Here is a 21,550-nt window from a genome sequence, read left to right on the forward strand (position 1 = left end):
GAAACGTACCGTCGAGGACACTTGGCGCCACATCGGCCACCTCGTCGAAACCATCGAGCCGGCCGAATGCAGGAACTACTTCGAAAACGCAGGCTACGCTTCCGTCAAAACGTGAAAGGCTCTAGGATTGCTCTGGCGCCAGATACGAAAAATCCCGCGCCGTCTTTCGACATGCGCGGGATTCGTTTTATCAGATAATCAACTCAATCGGCTGAAAAGCTTAGAAAAAGCCCTTCCGCTGCCACCATCCCGCGCGCTTCGGCTTGTCCTCGGCCTTCGCCGCCGGTTCGTCGGGGACGGTTGAAGACACGACCGGCACGACGGGTCCATCGGCTGCCGCTGGCTTGCGCCGTGAGGGCCGGGCTTTCGGCGTCTCCTCGGCGGCGGCTGGAGCCGGCGCCTCGGACTCGGCGGTCGGCGTCTCGATGGTTGGTTCCACAGCGGCTTCGACGACCTGCGCCTCGACGGCCTCGGCGGCCGCCTTCTTCGGCTTGGCCGGGCGGCGTGCCCGCTTCGGCTTCTCGGCGCTCTGCGCCTCGCCGCTGACGGGAGCCGCCGGCTCTTCCGATGCGACGACAGCTACCTGCTCGATCGACGCGGGTTCGCTTTCGGAAGCATCGGTCTCCGAAGGCTCGGACGTTGCTTCACCGGCGCTTGCCTCGGCATCGCCTTCGCCGTCCTCACGGCGATTGCGTTTGCCGCCGCGCTTTCCGCGCCGCCGCTTCTTGCCCTGGCCTTCGTCCGAAGCCTCTACGGTCTCGGACGTTTCGACCAAGCCGGGAACGGCGTCATCGTCAGCTTCCGTGTCGCTGTCGCCGGTATCGCTCGCCGAACCGGAGAACTCCTCGGCCGCATCGGAGATGGCGGTACCGTCGGCCGGGGCACCATGCTCGCGGTCGCGATCCTTGCCGCCGCGCCGCCTGCGGCGCTTGCGGCGCTTGCGGTCGCGGCCTTCGCCTTCCTCACCATTGGCGGCGGGTCGCGGCTGTTGCTGCTGCGGCTGGCGCGGCTGCTCGGCCTGCACCGGCGCCTCGTCGTCCTCTTCCTCCAGGGCGACGATCTCCTCCTCGGGCTCCTCCGGCTCGGCATAGGCCGGGAAGCTGCGGGCTTCGACGAAGCCTTCCGGCTTTTCAGCCAGGGCGCCGCGGAAGATCGCATAATGCTGCGAGCCGACCGAATCGTCAGCCTCGATGGTGATCGTCAGCCCGAACCGGCTTTCGAGTTCCACCAGCGTGCCGCGCTTGTGGTTGAGCACGTAGAGCGCGGTCGCAGCCGGCGTCCGCACGGTGATGTGGCTGCGCGAATCCTTGAGCAGGAATTCCTCGATCGCCCGCACCACCATCAGCGCGACCGAAGAATCGGAGCGCACATGGCCGGTGCCGCCGCAATGCGGGCACGGCTTCATCGTCGATTCCAGCACGCTGGCGCGGATGCGCTGGCGTGACATCTCCATCAGGCCGAAATGCGAGATGCGGCCGACCTGGATGCGCGCGCGGTCGTTCTTGAGGTGATCCTTCAGCCGCTTCTCGACGGAGCGGTTGTTGCGGTTCTCCTCCATGTCGATGAAGTCGATGACGATCAGGCCGGCGAGATCGCGCAGCCTCAACTGCCGTGCGACTTCCTCGGCAGCTTCAAGGTTGGTGTGAAGCGCCGTGTCCTCGATCGAGTGCTCCTTGGTGGAGCGCCCCGAATTGACGTCGATGGCGACCAGTGCCTCGGTCTGGTTGATGATGATGTAGCCGCCGCTCTTCAGAGTCACCTGCGGCTGCAGCATGCGGTCGAGCTGTGCCTCGATCCCGTTGCGCACGAAGATCGGCGTCGTGTCGCGGAACGGCTGGACCACCTTGGCATGGCTGGGCATCAGCATGCGCATGAAGTCCTTGGCCTCGCGATAACCTTCCTCGCCCGAGACAAGGATCTCGTCGATATCCTTGTTGTAGAGGTCGCGGACCGAACGCTTGATCAGGCTGCCTTCCTCGTAGACCAGGGCAGGGGCCGTGGACTGCAAGGTCAGATTGCGGACATTTTCCCAAAGGCGCATCAGATATTCATAGTCGCGCTTGATCTCGGCCTTGGTGCGGCTTTCGCCTGCGGTGCGCAGGATGACGCCCATGCCCTGCGGCACCTCGAGGTCGGCAACGACCTCCTTGAGGCGCTTGCGGTCGACCGCGCTGGTGATCTTGCGCGAAATGCCGCCGCCGCGCGCCGTGTTCGGCATCAGCACCGAATAGCGGCCGGCAAGCGACAGATATGTGGTGAGCGCCGCCCCCTTGTTGCCGCGCTCTTCCTTGACGACCTGCACCAGCAGGATCTGCCGACGCTTGATCACCTCCTGGATCTTGTACTGGCGGCGCACCGGCTTGCGGCGGTTGCGCACTTCTTCCAGGGCATCCTCGGCGCCCACCGATTCGACCTCGTGGTCATCGGGGTGCGAGGACTGTACTTCCTCCAGCATGCCGCGATCATTGTCGCCGGACGTTGCTTCAGTGCCCTGTTCGGTCTGCGAGACGGGTTCGGAAATCACATCGCCTTCGACCGCAGCGGCGATCGATGTCGGACCACCCTCACGGGTTTCGTCTTCGCCCGGCTCCGCCGAACCTTCATCTTGCGCGGAGGTATCGGCCTGTCCCGGGCTGTCTGAATGCTCTGATGCATCTGCTGCGTGTTCGATGATCTCGGAGGTGTGGGAGATCTCCTCGACAACGACGTCGCCATTCTCGTCGCCCGGCTCGCCGGAGCCTTCGCCTGCCTCACCGGCATCGCGCCTGTTTTCACCGCGCTCGCGGGTCTTGCCGCCGCGCCGACGGCCGCGCCGCCCGCGATCACGGTTCTGGCGGTCGTCGCCGTCGCCATCCTCGTCCTCTTCGTCCAGAGCCTCCTGCGCTTCCGCGCGCAGCAGTGCCTGACGGTCGGCGACCGGAATCTGGTAGTAGTCGGGATGAATTTCACTGAAGGCGAGAAAACCGTGACGGTTCCCGCCGTATTCGACAAAGGCCGCCTGAAGGGAGGGTTCGACGCGCGTTACGCGGGCGAGATAGATGTTTCCTTTGAGCTGCTTCTTGTCCTGGGATTCAAAGTCGAATTCTTCAATACGGTTACCGCGAATAACGACAACGCGTGTTTCCTCCGGGTGGGAGGCGTCTATCAGCATTTTGTTGGGCATTATTTCGTTTCCTCCCGGCAGCCATCAGCCGCAGTCTGCGAGGCAAGGCCTGCTGCTGCGCGCGTGCAATGTGGGTGCCGGATACTTGAATGTCCGCCGGTCGCTGCCTGAGCGCCATGGCGGTACCGCCCGCAGCCATATTGGCGCGGTTTGATGCGGACCTTTCCATGATTGCGCTCGAAGCCATCGTAACCGGTAGACCTTTTGAACCAAAGCCCGGCAGAGCCGGACCAGCTTGTTTGCTCGTACAGAGCCGGCGCGGGAACAAACCCGGCCGTTTTCCTCACGCAGGCGATTCCCCCGCCACGGGAGCACACCTGCGAAATTCGTCGCAATCACCTGAACCCTTTTCGCGTGAAGCGAAAGGAGCCGCCTTTCATCTGACCCTGTAGCAGGAAGCTGCGGAGGAGGGCGGTTCCAGGATTGCAGTGATCCACCATCGCTTTTATGATTTGGCGGGGTGGATGGCAACCCCGATTTCCGATGCCGGCAAAAAGCAGTTCCGCAACGGAAGGTAGGATCAGTCCAACGACGAAAAGCCTTGGTTAACCTTCTCTGGATACCAATCGTTAATCGAGTTCGCGGCCATACCGGCATTTCGATGAACGAGGGCGCCTGGCGCCAAACCGGGAGCGACTGGAACACAGATGGGATTGGCGGACTTCACGAACAAGGCATGTCGTGTTGGCGGGCGGATTCCTGGCGCCATCTGCCTCCTGCTGCTGGCGGCGATCTCGGTCGGGTTTCCACCAATTGCCAATGCGGCCGACGCGCTTCTTGTCGCGAAAGACTACAAGATGGCGGGCGATGCCACCAAGATGCGCATCGTGATGGATTTCGATCGCGAACCGGAAATCAAATGGTTTCTGCTGCGCGGCCCGAATCGTCTTGTTATCGACCTGACGAACACGCGATTTGCCATCGACGCCAGGGATCTGAAAGCACGGGGGCTGGTCAAGGGCGTCCGGCTGGGTCAGCTCGGCGATCGCGTTTCTCGACTGATTCTCACCGGCAAGGGACCTTTCGCCGTGGACAAGCTCGACGTGCTCAAGAACGAGGACGGGAGCGGCTATCGCATTGCCATTGACATGTCGGCGGCTTCCGAGCGCGAGTTCGACGCCGCGCTTGCCAACCAGGCCCTGACCACCGGATCGACTGTTTCCACCGACAAGGGCGTCCGGGTCGGCACCGGACCGGTCTCCAATCCGGGCCATCGCTTCACCGTCGTCATTGACCCAGGCCATGGCGGCATCGACGGCGGCGCCGAGGGCCTGAACGGCACCATCGAGAAGAATGTCACGCTCGCCTTCGCCACGGAACTGCGTGACAAGCTCTCGAACGTCGGCAAATACGATGTCTTCATGACGCGCGATACCGACGAATATCTGCGTCTCGACGATCGTGTCCGCATCGCGCGGCAGCACGAGGCCGACCTGCTGATTTCCATCCATGCCGACACGATCAGTGTCAAAGGCATCCGCGGCGCCACCGTCTACACCGTCTCCGACAGGGCTTCGGACCCGCAGGCGCAGGCGCTGGCCGACCGTGAAAACCTCTCCGACCAGTTCGCCGGCCTGGAGATCAAGAACGACAACAAGGAAGTCACCGACATCCTCATCGACCTGATCCGCCGTGAAACGCACAATTTCTCGATGAGTTTTGCCCACACGCTGGTCGGGCAGCTGTCGACCAGCGTCGGCCTCATCAACAATCCGCAGCGTTCGGCGGGCTTCAAGGTGCTCAAGGCGCCAGACGTGCCGTCCGTGCTGGTTGAACTCGGCTATCTCTCCAACGCCAAGGACGAGGCGCAACTGCTCGACGCCGACTGGCGCGGCAAGGCGGCTCAAAGCATCACCAACGCCGTCGCGTTGTTCGCGTCCGCCCGTACCGAAACGGGGGCAGGCGGCTGAGATGCCGGGCGACGCCCCACAACCCAGGGCGGCGTTGCGCGATGACAACACCCGTCGGCTTTATTTCCGGCTTGCGGTCACGAAATCAGGCATTGCCGCATTTTGTCCACATGGCCGCGACATGGGTTTTCGATCATGGTTGGGACCGGCTCGAAAGCTTGCGCGAAAGGCGGCTTCGTTTAGGAAATTCCCGAACCAAGGACTGGAGCGGGTATGATTCGCCTTATTGGCTATTTCTTTGGCATCGGCACGACGCTGGCCCTTCTGGTCGCGGCGGGCGTTGCTATCTACATCGGCCATCTGTCGAAGGATTTGCCTGACTACGAGGTGCTGGCCAAGTACGAGCCGCCGGTCACCACCCGCATTCACGCGTCCGACGGCGCGCTGATGGCCGAATACGCGCGGGAACGCCGCCTTTACCTGCCGATCCAGGCCATCCCCGATCGTGTCAAAGCAGCCTTCCTGTCCGCCGAGGACAAGAATTTCTACAACCATCCCGGTATCGACGTGACCGGCCTTGGCCGCGCCATCCTGGTCAATCTGCAGAATTTCGGATCCGGCAGGCGTCAGGTCGGTGCCTCCACCATCACCCAGCAGGTGGCTAAGAATTTCCTCTTGACCGCGGACCAGACCTACGAGCGCAAGATCAAGGAGATGATCCTCGCCTTCCGCATCGAGCAGGCCTATCCGAAGGATCGGATCCTCGAGCTTTATCTGAACGAAATCTTCTTCGGCTTCGGCGCCTATGGCGTCGCCGGTGCCGCGCTGACCTATTTCGACAAGTCGGTGAACGAGCTGACCGTCGCCGAGGCCGCCTATCTGGCTTCGCTGCCGAAGGGTCCGAACAACTACCATCCCTTCAAGCACGCCGACCGCGCGATCGAGCGCCGCAACTGGGTCATCGACCAGATGGTCGCTAATGGCTACGTCACGCGTGATGAAGGCGAAAAGGCCAAGGCCGAGCCGCTGGGCGTGACGCCGCGCCGTACCGGCACCTATCTTTTCGCCGGCGAGTATTTCACCGAGGAAGTGCGTCGCCAGATCATCGCCCGTTACGGCGAGAATGCGCTTTATGAAGGCGGCCTGTCCGTCCGCACGACGCTCGATCCGAAGATCCAGCTCATTGCCCGCAAGTCCATGCAGAGCGGCTTGATAAAATACGATACGCTGCGCGGCTATCGCGGACCGGTGAAGACCATCGACGTGTCGGGGGACTGGGGCGTGCCGCTGGGCAACGTCAAGGGGCTCGAGGATGTCCCCGAATGGTCGCTCGCGGTCGTGCTGGACAGTTCGGCGTCCGGTCTCTCGATCGGCCTGCAGCCGGCGCGGCAGGCATCGGGCGATATCGTCAAGGAACGCGTCCAGGGCACGGTCAGCAAGGAGGACATGGCCTTCGCCATGCGCCACCTGGTCAACGGCAAGACCGTCAAGGCCAAGTCGCCCGCGGATGTGCTGAAGCCGGGCGACGTCATCTTCGTCCAGAAGAACGATGGCGCCGACGGCACCTACAGCCTGCGCCAGGTTCCGGAAGTGGAAGGCGGCCTGATCGCCATGGATCCGCATACCGGTCGCGTCCTGGCGATGGTCGGTGGCTTCTCCTACGCGCAGTCCGAGTTCAACCGCGCCACCCAGGCGATGCGCCAGCCGGGCTCCTCTTTCAAGCCGATCGTCTATTCGGCGGCGCTCGACAATGGCTACACGCCGGCCTCGGTGATCATGGACGGCCCCATCACCATCCAGAGCGGCAACACGACCTGGACGCCGAAGAACTATGACGGAACGGTCGCCGGTCCGGCGACCCTACGCTCCGGTATCGAGAAGTCGCGCAACCTGATGACGGTGCGCCTTGCCAACGACATGGGCATGAAGCTGGTCGTCGAATATGCCGAGCGCTTCGGTGTCTACGATCATCTGGCGCCGTACCTGCCAATGGCGCTGGGCTCCGGCGAAACGACCGTCATGCGCATGGTTTCGGCCTATTCGATCATGGCCAATGGCGGCAAGTCGATCAAACCGTCATTGATCGACCGCATCCAGGACCGCTATGGCAAGACTGTCTTCAAGCAGGACGAACGCGGCTGCCAGGGCTGCAACGCGCCTGAATGGCAAAACCAGCCAGAGCCTGAACTGGTCGACAATTCCGAGCAGGTCCTCGATCCGATGACCGCATACCAGATCACCTCGATGATGGAGGGTGTCGTCCAGCGCGGCACCGGCGCCACCATCGGCGAGCTTGGCCGTCACATCGCCGGCAAGACCGGCACGACCAATGACGAGAAGGACGCCTGGTTCATCGGCTACACGCCCAATCTCGTGGTCGGCCTCTACATGGGCTACGACACGCCGCGCGGCCTCGGCCATGGCGCCACCGGTGGCGGTCTCGCCGCGCCTATCTTCAAAGACTTCATGCGGGTGGCGCTGGACGGCACGCCCAATGTCGACTTCAAGGTTCCAGAGGGCATGAACCTGGTCGCCATCAATCGCAAGACCGGCATGCGCGCCACGGCCGGCGACCCCGGCACCATCATCGAGGCCTTCAAGCCTGGCACCGGGCCCGCCGACAGCTATTGGGTGATCGGCATGGGCGCCGATGGTTCCAATGCCACCGGTGGCGCGTTGTCGCCGCAAGCCAACCAGGCCATCCAGGACGGCGGCGGCGGACTTTACTGACGATTGTCGCAAGCGGGTGGGCTGGTCATGCGCCAGCCCATTTCGCTTTACAGCCGGGGGCGCCCTCCCTATGTATCGCGCCGACCCAACGCTATTTCAGCAACCAGGATAGAACAGCCAGCCATGCGCGCGGAAACGCAGAACATAGTCGACGAGATCAGGCAGGCGATCACCCTGCTGAGGAGGCATCTTTGACTGGGATCAGGCCATAAAGCGGCTTGAATACCTGAACGTGCGCGCCGAGGACGCCAGCCTCTGGAACGAACCGCTGGAGGCGCAGAAGCTGATGCGCGAGCGCCAGGGGCTCGAGGATGGCATCGCCTCGGTGAAAGGCCTGACACAGGCGCTGGAAGACAATATCGGGCTGATCGAACTCGGCGAGGAAGAGGGCGACGAGGGCGTCATCGCCGAGGCTGAAGCCGCGCTCCGCTCGATGCAGGGCGAGGCCAAGGCACGTCAGGTCGAGACCCTGCTCTCGGGCGAGGCGGACTCCAATGACAGCTATCTTGAAGTGCATGCTGGCGCTGGCGGCACCGAAAGCCAGGACTGGGCCTCGATGCTCCTGCGCATGTACACGCGCTGGGCCGAGCGCCGCCGCTTCAAGGTCGAAGTGCTGGAAATGCACGACGGCGAAGAAGCAGGCATCAAGTCCGCCACGCTCCTGATCAAGGGCCACAATGCCTATGGCTGGCTAAAAACGGAATCGGGCGTGCATCGCCTGGTGCGCATTTCGCCGTATGACAGCAATGCGCGCCGCCACACCTCCTTTGCCAGCGTCTGGGTCTATCCGGTCATCGACGACACGATCGAGATCGATGTCTCGGAATCGGATGTCCGCATCGACACCTATCGATCGTCGGGGTCGGGCGGCCAGCACGTCAACACCACCGATTCGGCCGTGCGCATCACGCATCTGGCCACCGGCATCGCGGTCGCTTGCCAGGCCGAGCGCTCGCAACACAAGAACAAGGCCAAGGCGTGGGAGATGCTGCGCTCGCGTCTCTACGAGGAAGAGCTGAAGAAGCGCGAAGCAGTTGCAAACGCCACCGAAGCCTCGAAGAGCGATATCGGCTGGGGCCACCAGATCCGCTCCTACGTGTTGCAGCCCTACCAGCTGGTGAAGGACCTTCGCACCGGGGTCGAGAGCACCAGCCCGTCGAGCGTGCTCGACGGCGACCTCGACGATTTCATGGAAGCGTCGCTGTCTCAGCGCATTGAGGGCGGCGCCGGCGAGGTGGTCGCCGACCTGGATTAGCCCCGAGAAGTTCGCCGTTTCAAGAAAACGGCGAACTCTTTATCTGTTCGTTCTTACGCAATTCCCAAGGGAAAGCGCCGTGCGCTGTTCCCGGGAAACTGTTTCACGCCTTTGCTGGGAAAACCGTTTCACAGTTCTCCCGGAATTGTCCTAGGCGTGCCGGATTTCCGTTCCGAGCACTTTCAGGCATTCGCGGATGAACGCGGCAAGCGCCGTCCAGCCTTTCGCCGACACCATCGTGCCGTCGACATAGGCATCCGTCGGCGACAGGTCGATATAGGTGCCGCCCGCCAGCGTCACTTCCGGCTCACAGGCGGCAAGCGCGGCGACCTTCTTGCCACGAACGACGCCGTCCACGGCAATCAGGATCTGGACGCCGTGGCAGATCGTGAAGATCGGCTTCTGGGCCTCATGGAAATGGCGCACGATCGCCTGCACGCGCTTGTCGGTGCGGATGTATTCGGGCCCGCGGCCGCCGGCGCAGTAGACCGCGTGATACTGGTCGAGCTGCTTCTCCGCTTCGGAGAAGGTCTTGTTGATCAGCTGATAGTGGCCGAGCTTCTCGGTGTAGGTCTGGTCGCCCTCGAAATCGTGCAGCGAGGTCTTGATCACGTCGCCCGCGTTCTTGTCGGGGCAGACCACGTGAACGGTGTGGCCGACGGCCTCCATCGCTTGCTGGTAGACGAAGATCTCGTACTCTTCGGTGAATTCGCCGGTGAGCATCAGTATTTTCTTGCCTGGCATGGTCGTTTCCTCTCTTGGATTGAAGGTGCGGGACGCCAAACGTGCGTCCCGCAATGGCACTCGAAAATCAGAACGGGGAGTCGGGGAAATAGTATTCCTTGGCGTTCTCCTGGGTGATCAGCGGTGCGTCGAGCTTGACGGTGCCACGCACCGGCGCCTGGCCAACCAGATTGGCGACGGTCATGTAGATGGCGGTCTTGATCATTGCCGGAGGGTAGGGGGTCTCGATCGGCGTCATCGCATCACCATCGATCACCTTCTTGACGATATCCTTCATGCCGTTGCCGCCGAGCGCCAATTTGATGTCGGTCCGGCCCGATTGCTTGACGGCCTCGAGCACGCCGAGCAGCATGTCGTCGTCATTGGCCCAGACCGCATCGATATGCGGATACTTGGCCAGATAGTCCTGCATCAGCTTGAACGCCTCGTCGCTGTTCCAGTGCGCGTACTGGATGTCCAGCACCTTCAGGCCGGTCCCCTTGATCGTATCCTGGAACCCCTTGATGCGCTCGTCGTCGATTACGGTCGGGATGCCGCGCAGAACGACCAGGTCGCCCTTGCCGCCAAGCTTGTCGATCATGAACTTCGCCGTGTTCGCGCCGACGGCGATGTTGTCACCGGCAAGATAGAGGTCCTGGATCGACGCATCGGTCAGGCCACGGTCAACGACGGTGATGAAGGTTCCGGCGCCCTTGATGGCCTTGACCGGCTGGGTCAGCTCCTCCGAGCTGTAGGGCAGGATGACCAGGGCGTCCAGTTTGCGGCTGGCGGACAGGTCCTCGAGTGCGCTGACCTGCTCTGCTGCCGACGGAGACGTCTTCACGACGACTTCCACTCCCGGAAACGCCGCGTTGATTTCCTTGGCGGCCTGCTGGGCATGATAAACGACGCCCGCGGTCCAGCCGTGGTCGGCCGCCGGTATCGAAACCGCGATCACTTTCTTGTCTTGGGCCATGGCCTGGCCGGCAAGCAGCAGCGAGCCAAGTGCCGCCGCCGCGATCCATTTTGTACTGAACATTATCTTCTCCCAGTGGACCTTCAAAAACTTGACCCCGCGTGGTCCGAACACGGGGCTATTTCGAATTCGAGAACCGCTGGATCAGCATGGCGATGATGATGATCACGCCCTGCACGGCGGCAACCAGGTATTCGGAGACGAAGTCCGACAGCACCATGAGGTTGGCGATAAGCTCGAGGATCACCGCGCCGGCGACGGTTCCCCAGACATGGCCCTTGCCGCCGCGCAGCGCAGTGCCGCCGATCACCACGGCGGTGATCACCTGCAATTCCCAAAGCTGTCCTGTGGTCGGCGTTGCGGCGCCCAACCGGGGCACATAGCAGATGGCAGCGATGGCGACGCAGACGCCCTGGACGATGTAGGCGAGGGTGCGCGTCCTGATGACCGAGATGCCGGAATAGCGCGCGACATCCTCATTGGCGCCGACCGCCGCGCATTTGCGCCCATACTTCATCTTGTAGAGGATGAAGGACGCGACCGCGGCGACCGCGACGGATATCAGGATCGGGACCGGGATGCCGGCGGCCGTGCCGAAATAGACCGGCCGGTAGGCTTCACGCAGCGACCGGTCGATCGGTATCGTGCCGCCGTCGGTCAGGTAGGTGATCAGCGCGCGGAAAATCCCCATCGTGCCGAGCGTGGCGATGAACGGTTCTATGCGGCCGATGGTGACAATGAGACCGTTGGCGAGCCCGCACAACAGGCCGACCACGATAGCCACCGCCATGCCGGCTGGGATGGCCCAGATGCCGGCATGCGGCGCCGCCGCGTTCATGAACATGATGGTGATGCCGGTGATGAAGGCCGCCATCGAGCCTACGGAAAGGTCGAGCCCGCCCGACGAGATGACGAAGGTCGCGCCGACGGCGATGATGGCGATGAAGGCGCTGCGGGTGATGACGTTGGCGAGGTTGGTGGCGGAAAGGAAGTCGGGATTGATCATGAATCCGACCGCCAGCAGCGCCGCCAGCGCGAGGAAGGGTCCGATATCGGTCCAGCTGATGTTGAACTCGCGTTCGCGCCGCGTCGGTGCCGATCCGGTGATGGCGGTCATTTTATCCCTCCCTCGGCAACCAGCTTCGGCTTGGCGCCACTGGTCGCTAGCAATGCGACATTGCTTTCGGTCATTGTGGTGCCCGAAACCTCGCCGGTGACGCGACCCTCGCGCATCACCAGGATGCGATCGCAGATGCCGATGAGTTCCTGCATCTCCGAAGAAATGACGATGCAGGCCTTTCCCTTGGCGACGAGGCCCTGGATGAATTCATAGATCTGCGCCTTGTTGGCGATGTCGATGCCGCGCGTCGGCTCATCGATGATGACCACCGAAGGATCGGTCAGCAGCACCTTGGCCAGCAGCAGTTTCTGCTGGTTGCCGCCTGAAAGCTGGCCCGCCTTGGCGCCCAAGGTCTTCAGCCTGATGTCATAGATATCGACGGCCTTTTCCAATGCCGATGCTTCGCGGCGCCTGCCCATGGCGAGGCCAGGATGGAAAGCGCCCAGCGCGGAAAGCGTCAGGTTCGGGGCCAGGCGTTCGTTTAGCAGCAGTCCCTTGCCCTTGCGGTCCTCGGTCAGGTAGCCGATTCCGGCATCGATGGCGGCGCGCTGCGAATGAAAATGGACCGGCTTGCCCTCGAGTTCGACCGTTGCGGTCGCGGGGCGCAGGCCGACGATACCCTCGAACAGTTCGGTGCGCCCGGCGCCGATCATACCGGCAAAGCCGAGGATCTCGCCTTTGTGGACGGTGAAGGACACATCCTCGGCGTGACTCGGGACCGTGGCGTTCCGCACGCTCAGCATCGGGGCACCGCGAGGCGCGGTGCTCTTTTGCGGATAGAGCGCGGCCAGTTCGCGGCCGACCATCAGCCGCGCCATGTCCATCTGGTTCAGCGTCTTGCCGGGATAGGTGCCGACCATCTTGCCGTCGCGCAGCACCGTGACCTTGTCGGCGATGCGCTGCACCTCGTCCAGCCTGTGGCTGATATAGAGCACCGCGGTGCCATGCGCCTTCAACTGCAGGACGATCGCCAGCAGCCGTTCGACTTCCTCGCCGGTGAGCACGGCGGTCGGTTCGTCGAAGATCACCACTCTGAAGTCGTCAAGCAGGGCGCGGGCGATCTGCACCATCTGCCGGTCGGCCAGCGAGATGTCGCGCACCAGCGCGGTCGGCGAGACTGTACAGCCGATCTGTGCCAACTTCTCGGCCGCCAGCCGCCGCATGGCGCGGTCGTCAACGATGGGCCCGCGCGAAAGCTCGCGTCCGAGAAACAGATTGTCGGTAACAGTGAGCGCTTCGGCGAGCAGGATTTCCTGATGCACCAGCGCTATGCCGGCATCCTGCGCCTGGGCAGGCCGGGTGAATTTCACCGGCAGGCCGGCCATCGACAACGCGCCTCGCGTCGGCTCGACATAGCCAGAAAGCAGCCGCATCAATGTCGACTTGCCGGCGCCGTTTTCGCCGATGATGGCGTGGATCTCGCCGGGCAGGATATCGAGCTGGATGTCAGACAGCACGGTCACCGGACCATATTGCTTCGACAGGTTTTCGGCGCGCAGAACCGGCTCGACGGCACCTTGCGCCTCGCTGCGGGGCAACGTGCGTCCTCCCTCTCCGGCAATATTGGCGGCAATGGACATCGGTTCCAGCCTCAATCGAATGCCGGCAGCAGGCGATCGCGCGAGTGCTCGATGTGGATGCGCATGGCTCGTGCGGCGGCATCGGGGTCGGCCGAACCGAACGCGGCCAGGATCGCCTCATGCTCGTCGAGCGCTTCCTCGGTTACCCGCGCATGGAACATCAGGCGGAAGATATGGAAGTGCGTGTGTTGGTGGCTCAGCGTCTCGCGAATGAGCTGGTTTTCGGAGAACTCCATGATCTTGTCGTGGAAGATCGCATCCTGCCTGGCGAAGTTCGAATAGCGCAGCCGATCGTCCTTGCCGCCGCGGCGCGACATCACGCCGGCCGCGTCGAGCAGAATGTTGAGCTTGGCCTCGTCCATGGCGACGGCCGCTTTTGCCGCACAGTGCGGTTCGAGCAGAAGCCGCATCTCGTACAACTCGTCGAAACGGCGCCGCGTGATCTGCGGGGAGGCGCGATAACCGATCAGATGCGTCTTGAGCACCAGTCCTTCGCCTTCGAGGCGGCCCAGCGCCTCGCGGATCGGGGTGTGCGAGACGTTGAACTCCTTGACGAGGCTGTCGACCGTGATGCGCGAGCCGGGCGCGATCTTCAGTGCCATCAGCTGTGCGAAGATGGCCTCGTAGACGTCCTCGACGAGGCTGTTGGAACGCTGGATGCGACCGCCGCCGGCAATCGTTTCGGTCGTATCGGGTAAGTTCACGCTCTGCATCTTTTTGCCTCTTGACACTGACGATGGCTAACACGATGCTTTGGTGGATGCAATCCTATATCCTATACGATGTTAAAGCGGATGTGTTTTTGCAGGCCACCAAGGACATCGAGATGCGGGTTGTCGTCGAATTCGCCGCATCGGCGGTGCTCAATCCGTATTTCCAGCAGCCGAAGTCAAAGGACGCAGATCAACATGAGCCTTTTCGCCGCCCTCCGGCTTCCGCGTGAGATTCTGTTCGGGAAGGGGCAGCGGCATGCCATGCCGACCGTGGCCGCCAGATTGGGCCGGCGCGCGCTGGTCTGCACCGACGAACGCTTCGCCGGCACTGCTGTTTTCGCCGAGATCATCGGATCCCTCCGCTCGGCCTCAATCGATGTGCTGGTGCATGATCGCGTCCTGCCCGATGTGCCGCGCGATACGGTCCGGGTCTGCGTCGAGGAGGCAAAGGCGTTCGGGCCCGACCTGGTGATCGCCATCGGTGGCGGCAGCTGCCTCGATTTCGCCAAATGCGCCGCCCTGCTGCTGAGCCATGGCGGCAAGCTCGAGGACTACTACGGCGAGTTCAAGGTACCAGGTCCGACGCTGCCGCTGATTGCCGTGCCAACGACCGCCGGCACAGGCTCCGAGGTGACGCCCGTGGCGGTCATCTCCGATCCGGACCGGACGCTGAAGGTCGGCATATCCAGCCCCTATCTCATCGCCGCCGTCGCCCTGTGCGATCCCGAACTGACGATGACCTGTCCGCCGGGCCTGACCGCCATTGCCGGTGCCGATGCCTTGACGCATGCGATCGAGGCCTTCACCGCCATGCGGCGTGGCGAAGACCCCAATTTGCCGCAGCAGCATGTCTTCATAGGCAAGACCGCGCTGACCGACCATTTCGCGCTACTGGCGATCAAGCTCCTGGGCCGCAGCCTGGAGAAGGCCTGCGCGGACGGCGCCGATGCGGATGCCCGTGCCGATGTGATGATGGGCGCGCTGGCGGCGGGCTGTGCCTTCGGCACGGCCGGAACGGCGGCAGCACACGCCGTGCAGTATCCGGCCGGCGCGCTGACCCACACCGCCCACGGCTTGGGTGTGGCGACGATGATGCCCTATGTCATGGCCTACAACAGCCGCGTGGCGTCAGCCGAAATCGCCGAGATCGGCACGGCGCTTGGCCTCGAGTCCGAGGGGCGAAACGCCGAGGACATGGCGGGCGCGACGATCGAGGAAATCAGGCGGTTGTTCTCGGCGATCGGCATCACCCCGACACTGGCTGGTCTGGGTCTTCCCGCAGACAAGCTCGACTGGACCGCCGAGCAGGCGCTCGGCATAGAGCGCCTGATCAAGAACAATCCGCGCCCCTTCGACCTCGCCGCAATGCGACGCCTGGTCCAGGCGGCCCATGACGGCGATCTCGCCGCCTGCGCCATGTAAGCCCCCGGATTGTAAACCAACGGATCAAGACAATGAACATTTCCCCAAACGCTCCGCGAATAGACCAGGACGGCTACGACGTGCGCGGCTTTTCCCATGGACTCTACATCGACGGCACGTGGCGCCAATCGTCGGACGGGCGGCTCATCGATGTCGTCGATCCGTCCTCCGGGGCGGTGATCGCGGCGGTTCCCAACGCAACGATTGAGGACGCGGCCGACGCTGTCGAGGCCGCCGCCAAGGCCGCCAAGGGATGGCGGGAGACGGCGCCGCGCAAGCGCTCGGAAATCCTCAGGCGCTGTTTCGAGCTCATGGTGGAACGGTCTGAAACGCTGGCCATGCTGATCTCGCTGGAGAACGGCAAGGCGCTGCGCGACGCGCGCGGCGAGGTCGCCTACGCGGCGGAGTTCTTCCGCTGGAACGCGGAGGAGGCCGTGCGAATCACAGGCGAGTTCGGCACCGCGCCGTCAGGTGCCAACCGCATTGTCGTCGACTATGAGCCGATCGGCATCTGCGTGCTGATCACGCCGTGGAATTTCCCCGCCGCCATGGCGACACGCAAGATCGCGCCGGCGCTAGCGGCGGGCTGCACGGTCATCCTGCAGCCCGCCAGCGAGACACCGCTGACGGCCTATGCCCTTGCCGCGCTCTACAACGACGCCGGCGTTCCGGCCGGCGTGGTCAACGTGCTCACCACGACCAATCCCGGCCCGCTGACATCGGCGATGCTGGCCGATCCGCGCGTGAGGAAGCTGTCCTTCACCGGTTCGACCGGTGTCGGCCGCACCTTGCTCGGCGAGGCCGCGAAGCACGTGATCTCCTGTTCGATGGAGCTCGGCGGCAATGCGCCTTTCCTGGTCTTCGACGATGCCGATCTCGATGCCGCGCTTGACGGGGCCATGATCGCGAAGATGCGCAATGCCGGAGAGGCCTGCACCGCCGCCAACCGGCTCTACGTGCAGTCGGGCATTCATGACGCCTTCGCCGACGGCCTGAGGAAGCGCATGGCGGCGCTCAAGGTGGGCGCCGGCACGAATGCCGATACCGAGTGCGGACCCATGATCACCGGCAAAGCCGTCGACAAGATCGACCGTCTCGTCAGGGACGCGGTGGGCCGTGGGGCCAAGGTGCTGTGCGGCGGTTCGATTTCGGAGGGAGACGGCTTCTTCTATCCGCCAACGGTGCTGACGGAGGTGCCGCCCGAAGCGGAGATGGCGCATGAGGAGATCTTCGGACCGGTGGCCCCCATCACCCGGTTCGAGACCGAGGCTGAGGCCATCGCGCGTGCCAATAACACGGAATACGGTCTTGCCGCCTATATCTATACGCGCGATGTTGGGCGCGGGATGCGGGTCGCCTCCGGAATCGAGGCCGGCATGATCGGCCTGAATCGCGGGCTGATGTCCGATCCGGCGGCACCGTTCGGCGGCGTCAAGCAGAGCGGCCTCGGCCGCGAAGGAGGCCAACATCACGGCATCGCGGAGTTCATGGAAGCGAAGTATATCGCCGTCACCTTCTGAGCGCGCGTCCATGCCGAAGGACCCGTTTCGCATCCGCGACCATGTCGCCGATTTCGATGAGATCGTGGCAGACATCGTCGCCCGCAGTGCGGCGACGCGCGCGACGCTGCCCATGGTGGCCGACGTCGCCTACGGCGCTCACCAGGCCGAGCGGCTCGACCTGTTCTTTCCGCCTGACCGAGGTAGCGACGACATGCCGGTGCACATGTTCATTCATGGCGGCTATTGGCGCATGTTCTCGAAGAGCGACTATTCTTATGTCGCCGACACGGTGACGAGGTCGGGCGCCATCGCGGTCATCATCGATTATGCGCTGATGCCCGCGGTGAGAATGGCCACGATCGTCGATCAGGTGCGGCGCGCGAAACAATGGGTCCTGGAAAACATCGCGACCCATGGCGGCAATCCGGATCGTTTCACCATCAGCGGACATTCCGCCGGTGCTCACCTCGCAACGATGCTGTTCGACGAAGCCGGTACGCCGTCGAAAGTCCGGGCGGCGCTGCTGCTTGGCGGTCTTTACGACTTGAAACCTCTGCAAGACTCGTTCCTCGCCGCCGAGATCGGGATTACCGACCAGGAAGTCGCGGCGTTTTCGCCGCTGACCCATGAGTTCGACAGAGACGTTCACGTCAGCATCCTGGTCGGAGGGGAGGAAACCCCGCCTTTTCATCTCCAGGCGGAAGCCCTTGCGGCTCGCCTGGAGACTCAGGGCCTGGCCGTGGCGCGAACCACGCTCGCGGGCAGCAACCACATGAGCAGCGTCCGCGACCTTGGCGTGGCGGGCACCAGCGAAGCAAGCCTGCTGATGAGCGTCATCAGCGGAATCGCCACGGGCTGATCGGGCCTTTCCCGCCTTGACGGGAGCCATGGATCTTCGGCGGCGGACCGGAAATTGCCGCTGGGAAAAGCCGCGATTCGCCCTTTTCCCGTTCCGTTTTTTGCCGCATTTCATGGTACAAGTCGCCGCAAGGGCTGATTTGGCGCCACTTGATAAGGCGTGATTTGGAGAGGGACCGACCTATGAAGAAGACCGTGCTCGTCGTCGTTGCGACGGCTTTGCTGGTGAGCGCCTGCACCACCACCGATCCGTATACCGGCGACCAGAAGATTTCCAATACAGCTGCCGGCGCCGGACTTGGCGCCCTGGCTGGTGCCAGCCTTGGCCTGCTTGCCGGCGGCAATGACCGCCGCAACGCCTTGATCGGCGCAGGCATCGGCGCGCTGGCCGGCGGCGCCATCGGCGCCACCATGGACCAGAACGAGGCGGAACTGCGCCGGCAGCTCGAAGGCACCGGCGTCAGTGTCACCCGCAGTGGCGACCAGATCATCCTCAACATGCCGTCCGACATTACCTTCAATACGGATCAGGATGCGGTGAAGCCCGGCTTCTACCAGGTGCTGAATTCTGTCGCCCTGGTGCTGAAGAAGTTCAAGCAGACGACGGTCGACGTCTTCGGCCACACCGATTCGACCGGCGGGGACCAGCACAATTTCGACCTGTCGCAGCGCCGCGCCCTGGCGGTTGCCAACTATCTCTCCGGCCAGGGCGTCGATCAGCGCCGCTTCGCCGTCACCGGCTTCGGCAAGACGCGGCCGGTCGCGTCCAATGCGACCGCCGAAGGCCGCGCCCAGAACCGGCGCGTCGAGATCCAGCTGTCGCCGCTTACCTGAACAAGGTGGGATCTAAAAAGAAAACGGCCCTGCGAGGGGCCGTTTTCGTTTGTAGCGCTGCCGTCATTGGCTGAACGAACCTGCGTGGTCAGACCTTGGCGACGATCCGCATGAAGGCCGGCATGTCGTCGCCGAAGCCGATGGTGGAGTCGTTGTCTTCCTGATGGCGCTGGCGGGCAGGGCGGCTGTTGTCACGCTGCGGGCGGGTATCGCCCCGCTCAGGCGCGCGCTGTTCGTTGCGATCGGACGACTTGCGCTCGGTGTTGTCCGAGCGGATCGCGTCCTTGCGGCCACGCCGCTCACCAGTGTCGGCGACCGCCGGCTCGGCCAGGACAGGCTGTTCGACGCGCGGGACGACAGCCGGAGCATCCGCTTCGGCGTTCCTGGCCTGGCGTTCGCGTGGCTTGCGCTCGCCCCGTTCCTTGCGGTCGTCGTCCTTGCGGCCGGCGCGGCGCGGAGCGCCCTTGCCACGGCGCGGAGCATCGTCCTCGCCGCCTTCGCTGGCAACCACCGTCGACAGGTCGCCATCATGCCACTCGATCTTGGTGCCGATCAGCCGCTCGATCGCGTCGATGTACTTGGTGTCCGACTTGGTGGCGATGGTGAAAGACTTGCCGGAACGACCAGCACGGCCGGTGCGGCCGATGCGGTGGACATAGTCTTCCGCATGGGTAGGCACGTCGTAGTTGAAGACGTGGCTGACATCGGGGATGTCGAGGCCGCGCGCGGCCACGTCGGACGCAACCAGGTAGCGAAGCTTGCCGTCGCGAAAATTGGCCAGCATCTGCATGCGTGCGCGCTGGTCCATGTCGCCATGCAGCGCGCCTGCGTCGAAATCATATTTCAGCAGCGAGCGGAACAGCTCGGATACTTCGACCTTGCGGTTGCAGAAGATGATGGCGTTCTTCAGTTCGGCGTCCTCAGCCTTCATCAGGTTGCGCAGCGTCTCGCGCTTGTCCCACGGCTTTGAGCCGGACTTGACCAGCCGCTGGATGATGTTGGTGGCGGCGGACGCGGCCTTGGAAACCTCAACGCGTACCGGCGCGTGCAGGAATTTTTCGGTGAGCTTGGTGATCTCGGGCGGCATCGTCGCCGAGAAGAACAGCGTCTGCCTGGTGAACGGGATCATCTCGCAGATGCGCTCGATGTCGGGGATAAAGCCCATGTCGAGCATCCGGTCCGCTTCGTCGATGACCAGGATCTCGACGCCGTTGAGCAGCAGCTTGCCGCGCTCACGATGGTCGAGCAGGCGACCGGGTGTCGCGATCAGCACGTCGGCGCCGCGCTCCAGCTTCTTGTCCTGTTCGTCGAACGACACGCCGCCGATCAGGAGCACGATGTTGAGCTTGTGGTTCTTGCCGTACTTGACGAAATTTTCCTCGACCTGGGCCGCGAGTTCGCGCGTCGGCTCCAGGATCAGCGTGCGCGGCATGCGGGCGCGGGCTCGGCCTTTTTCGAGCCGTGTGAGCATCGGCAGCACGAACGAGGCCGTCTTGCCGGTGCCGGTCTGGGCAATGCCCAGCACATCCTTGCCCAGCAAGGCATGCGGAATGGCGCCAGCCTGGATCGGCGTCGGCATGGTGTAGCCGGCATCGGTGACTGCGGAAAGGACCTTCGGCGACAGGCCGAGGTCTGCGAAGGTCAACGCTTCTTGAGCGATCGTGGTGTCTGAGGACAAGTGTTGTTGTCTTTGGCTGGTTCGGGGAAGCGCAACGGCGTCTGTCGCGGCAAGCGCCACGCGCCTGCAAGATTGATATTGCGATTAGGCGCAAGTCCGCGATTTGTCAACAGAAACGGGCGGCGATGGTACGATTGCGAAGTTCTAGGCTTAATCGAGATGCTTAATCGTGCCGGAGAAAGCCGCGCCCGCTCAATAGCGGAACTGCTCGGCGAGAATGCGTTCGTTCCAGGAATGATTGGGATCGAACAGCAAAGTTGCGGTCGCAGTCGGTGATTCCCGCACCGTCACCGAGGTCACGGCCTTGACTTCGGTATGGTCGGCGGCGGCGTTCACGGGCCGCTTTTCCGACTCGAGGATATCGAAGCGCACCGTCGCCTTGTTGGAAAGCAGCGCGCCGCGCCAGCGGCGCGGACGGAAAGGGCTGACGGGCGTCAGGGCGAGGAGAGGGGCATCGAGCGGCAGGATGGGGCCGTAGGCTGAAAGGTTGTAGGCCGTGGATCCGGCCGGCGTTGCGATCATCACGCCGTCGCAGTTCAGTTCATCGAGCCGCACCTGGTCGTCGACGGTGATGCGGATCTTGGCCGTCTGATAGGATTGGCGCCAGAGCGCGACTTCATTGATCGCCAGGGCCGAAACCGTTTCACCTTCCGAGGTTACAGCCAGCATCTCCAGCGGACGGATCGTTTCGGCGACGGCCGACGCGATGCGCTCGGTGAGGCCGCCGGAACGATATTCATTCATCAGGAAGCCGATCGTGCCGCGGTTCATGCCGTAGACCTTCTTGCCCGTCCCCATCGTGTCGCGCAGGGTCTGCAGCAGGAATCCGTCGCCACCAAGGGCCACGACGATGTCCGCGTCCTCGACGGAGGACTGGCCGTAGCGCGCCGACAGGCTGTCCAGCGCTGCCCTGGCGTCCGAAGTGTCGGATGAAACGAAGGCGATGCGGCTGGCGGCTTTGCTCATGGCTTTCCGATGACGACCGGTTGGCGATGGCCGGTTGCCGGGCCATTCGATCGCCGGGGTAGCATGCGCCGGGTAAGTCTGCAAAGAGAGACGCCTCGTGCCGGGACGAAGCCGCAGTGGCGGCGTTCCGCGGGCTCGCGTTTCGTTTCGCCCGACAAGCGAAAGTGATGGTTAAGGCGA

The 21,550-nt window shown here is 63.4% G+C and carries 16 protein-coding genes and 1 pseudogene; 9 read left to right on the forward strand and 8 right to left on the reverse strand.

What is annotated here, in order from left to right; genetic code table 11:
• A pseudogene (locus WC739_RS12465) lies at positions 1 to 115 on the forward strand (IS630 family transposase); the annotation flags it as partial.
• A gap of 105 nt (positions 116 to 220) precedes the next feature.
• Here WC739_RS12465 and WC739_RS12470 read toward each other — a convergent pair.
• Positions 221 to 3,163: a ribonuclease E/G gene (locus WC739_RS12470; protein WP_372953339.1), complete on the reverse strand. Its 2,943-nt coding sequence runs from the start codon at positions 3,161 to 3,163 to the stop codon at positions 221 to 223.
• 647 nt (positions 3,164 to 3,810) lie between these two features.
• Here WC739_RS12470 and WC739_RS12475 point away from each other — a divergent pair.
• The 3 genes from WC739_RS12475 to prfB all read left to right on the forward strand — a co-directional run bounded on the left by WC739_RS12475 (position 3,811) and on the right by prfB (position 8,998).
• On the forward strand, positions 3,811 to 5,073 hold the full coding sequence (locus WC739_RS12475) for an N-acetylmuramoyl-L-alanine amidase (protein ID WP_372953340.1): 1,263 nt from the start codon (positions 3,811 to 3,813) through the stop codon (positions 5,071 to 5,073).
• A 213-nt stretch (positions 5,074 to 5,286) separates the two neighbouring features.
• Entirely contained in the window at positions 5,287 to 7,743 is a 2,457-nt protein-coding gene (locus tag WC739_RS12480) for a penicillin-binding protein 1A (RefSeq protein ID WP_372953341.1), read from the forward strand.
• A gap of 123 nt (positions 7,744 to 7,866) precedes the next feature.
• Positions 7,867 to 8,998, forward strand: a protein-coding gene (prfB, locus tag WC739_RS12485; protein WP_372953342.1) for a peptide chain release factor 2 whose coding sequence is annotated in 2 segments (ribosomal slippage) — positions 7,867 to 7,932 and positions 7,934 to 8,998 — 1,131 coding nt in all. Because the reading frame shifts where the segments join, the coding sequence is not laid out codon by codon here.
• 150 nt (positions 8,999 to 9,148) lie between these two features.
• Here the strand turns inward: prfB and WC739_RS12490 are convergent.
• The 5 genes from WC739_RS12490 to WC739_RS12510 all read right to left on the reverse strand — a co-directional run bounded on the left by WC739_RS12490 (position 9,149) and on the right by WC739_RS12510 (position 14,110).
• Positions 9,149 to 9,742, reverse strand: a complete 594-nt coding sequence (locus tag WC739_RS12490; protein ID WP_372953343.1) for a DJ-1/PfpI family protein — start codon at positions 9,740 to 9,742, stop codon at positions 9,149 to 9,151.
• Positions 9,743 to 9,809: 67 nt separating this feature from the next.
• Positions 9,810 to 10,760: a substrate-binding domain-containing protein gene (locus tag WC739_RS12495; protein ID WP_372953344.1), complete on the reverse strand. Its 951-nt coding sequence runs from the start codon at positions 10,758 to 10,760 to the stop codon at positions 9,810 to 9,812.
• Positions 10,761 to 10,815: 55 nt separating this feature from the next.
• Positions 10,816 to 11,814, reverse strand: a complete 999-nt coding sequence (locus WC739_RS12500) for an ABC transporter permease (RefSeq protein WP_372953345.1) — start codon at positions 11,812 to 11,814, stop codon at positions 10,816 to 10,818.
• Positions 11,811 to 13,397: a sugar ABC transporter ATP-binding protein gene (locus WC739_RS12505; RefSeq protein WP_372953346.1), complete on the reverse strand. Its 1,587-nt coding sequence runs from the start codon at positions 13,395 to 13,397 to the stop codon at positions 11,811 to 11,813. Before WC739_RS12505 ends, WC739_RS12500 begins: the two co-directional genes overlap by 4 nt.
• A gap of 11 nt (positions 13,398 to 13,408) precedes the next feature.
• A complete protein-coding gene (locus WC739_RS12510) occupies positions 13,409 to 14,110 on the reverse strand; it encodes a GntR family transcriptional regulator (RefSeq protein ID WP_372953347.1) in 702 nt (233 codons plus the stop codon).
• A 23-nt stretch (positions 14,111 to 14,133) separates the two neighbouring features.
• Here WC739_RS12510 and WC739_RS12515 point away from each other — a divergent pair, with 23 nt between their 5' ends.
• From WC739_RS12515 to WC739_RS12535, 5 genes are all read left to right on the forward strand, one after another.
• A complete protein-coding gene (locus tag WC739_RS12515; protein ID WP_372953348.1) occupies positions 14,134 to 14,340 on the forward strand; it encodes a hypothetical protein in 207 nt (68 codons plus the stop codon).
• Positions 14,306 to 15,532, forward strand: coding sequence for an iron-containing alcohol dehydrogenase (locus WC739_RS12520; RefSeq protein ID WP_372953349.1), 1,227 nt, complete (start codon positions 14,306 to 14,308; stop codon positions 15,530 to 15,532). The genes WC739_RS12515 and WC739_RS12520 overlap by 35 nt, the downstream gene beginning before the upstream one ends.
• Positions 15,533 to 15,564: 32 nt before the next feature.
• Positions 15,565 to 17,052: an NAD-dependent succinate-semialdehyde dehydrogenase gene (locus WC739_RS12525; protein WP_372953350.1), complete on the forward strand. Its 1,488-nt coding sequence runs from the start codon at positions 15,565 to 15,567 to the stop codon at positions 17,050 to 17,052.
• A gap of 10 nt (positions 17,053 to 17,062) precedes the next feature.
• The gene (locus tag WC739_RS12530) at positions 17,063 to 17,893 is read left to right on the forward strand and encodes an alpha/beta hydrolase (protein WP_372953351.1); all 831 of its coding nucleotides are present in this window, start codon (positions 17,063 to 17,065) and stop codon (positions 17,891 to 17,893) included.
• 182 nt (positions 17,894 to 18,075) lie between these two features.
• Positions 18,076 to 18,726 (forward strand): OmpA family protein, encoded by a 651-nt coding sequence (locus WC739_RS12535; protein WP_027045634.1) that lies wholly within the window; start codon positions 18,076 to 18,078, stop codon positions 18,724 to 18,726.
• A gap of 88 nt (positions 18,727 to 18,814) precedes the next feature.
• Here the strand turns inward: WC739_RS12535 and WC739_RS12540 are convergent, their stop codons facing one another.
• Both WC739_RS12540 and WC739_RS12545 read right to left on the reverse strand, forming a co-directional pair.
• Positions 18,815 to 20,404 carry a DEAD/DEAH box helicase gene (locus WC739_RS12540; RefSeq protein ID WP_372953352.1) on the reverse strand — a complete coding sequence of 530 codons (1,590 nt, stop codon included), beginning with the start codon at positions 20,402 to 20,404 and terminating at the stop codon, positions 18,815 to 18,817.
• 192 nt (positions 20,405 to 20,596) lie between these two features.
• Complete coding sequence (locus WC739_RS12545) at positions 20,597 to 21,370, reverse strand: NAD kinase (protein WP_372953353.1); 774 nt, start codon at positions 21,368 to 21,370, stop codon at positions 20,597 to 20,599.
• Positions 21,371 to 21,550 lie beyond the last annotated feature (180 nt).

It is taken from the genome of Mesorhizobium sp. (assembly GCF_041661565.1).
Taxonomy (GTDB): domain Bacteria; phylum Pseudomonadota; class Alphaproteobacteria; order Rhizobiales; family Rhizobiaceae; genus Mesorhizobium.

What these genes read in the sequence shown, in the direction of transcription:
- WC739_RS12505 (WP_372953346.1), bottom strand. Translation starts at nt 13,397, where the DNA reads ATGTCCATTGCCGCCAATATTGCCGGAGAGGGAGGACGCACGTTGCCC.
- WC739_RS12510 (WP_372953347.1), bottom strand. Translation starts at nt 14,110, where the DNA reads ATGCAGAGCGTGAACTTACCCGATACGACCGAAACGATTGCCGGCGGC.
- WC739_RS12515 (WP_372953348.1), top strand. Translation starts at nt 14,134, where the DNA reads ATGGCTAACACGATGCTTTGGTGGATGCAATCCTATATCCTATACGAT.
- WC739_RS12525 (WP_372953350.1), top strand. Translation starts at nt 15,565, where the DNA reads ATGAACATTTCCCCAAACGCTCCGCGAATAGACCAGGACGGCTACGAC.
- WC739_RS12530 (WP_372953351.1), top strand. Translation starts at nt 17,063, where the DNA reads ATGCCGAAGGACCCGTTTCGCATCCGCGACCATGTCGCCGATTTCGAT.
- WC739_RS12495 (WP_372953344.1), bottom strand. Translation starts at nt 10,760, where the DNA reads ATGTTCAGTACAAAATGGATCGCGGCGGCGGCACTTGGCTCGCTGCTG.
- WC739_RS12500 (WP_372953345.1), bottom strand. Translation starts at nt 11,814, where the DNA reads ATGACCGCCATCACCGGATCGGCACCGACGCGGCGCGAACGCGAGTTC.
- WC739_RS12475 (WP_372953340.1), top strand. Translation starts at nt 3,811, where the DNA reads ATGGGATTGGCGGACTTCACGAACAAGGCATGTCGTGTTGGCGGGCGG.
- WC739_RS12490 (WP_372953343.1), bottom strand. Translation starts at nt 9,742, where the DNA reads ATGCCAGGCAAGAAAATACTGATGCTCACCGGCGAATTCACCGAAGAG.
- WC739_RS12520 (WP_372953349.1), top strand. Translation starts at nt 14,306, where the DNA reads ATGAGCCTTTTCGCCGCCCTCCGGCTTCCGCGTGAGATTCTGTTCGGG.
- WC739_RS12480 (WP_372953341.1), top strand. Translation starts at nt 5,287, where the DNA reads ATGATTCGCCTTATTGGCTATTTCTTTGGCATCGGCACGACGCTGGCC.
- WC739_RS12545 (WP_372953353.1), bottom strand. Translation starts at nt 21,370, where the DNA reads ATGAGCAAAGCCGCCAGCCGCATCGCCTTCGTTTCATCCGACACTTCG.
- WC739_RS12470 (WP_372953339.1), bottom strand. Translation starts at nt 3,163, where the DNA reads ATGCCCAACAAAATGCTGATAGACGCCTCCCACCCGGAGGAAACACGC.
- WC739_RS12535 (WP_027045634.1), top strand. Translation starts at nt 18,076, where the DNA reads ATGAAGAAGACCGTGCTCGTCGTCGTTGCGACGGCTTTGCTGGTGAGC.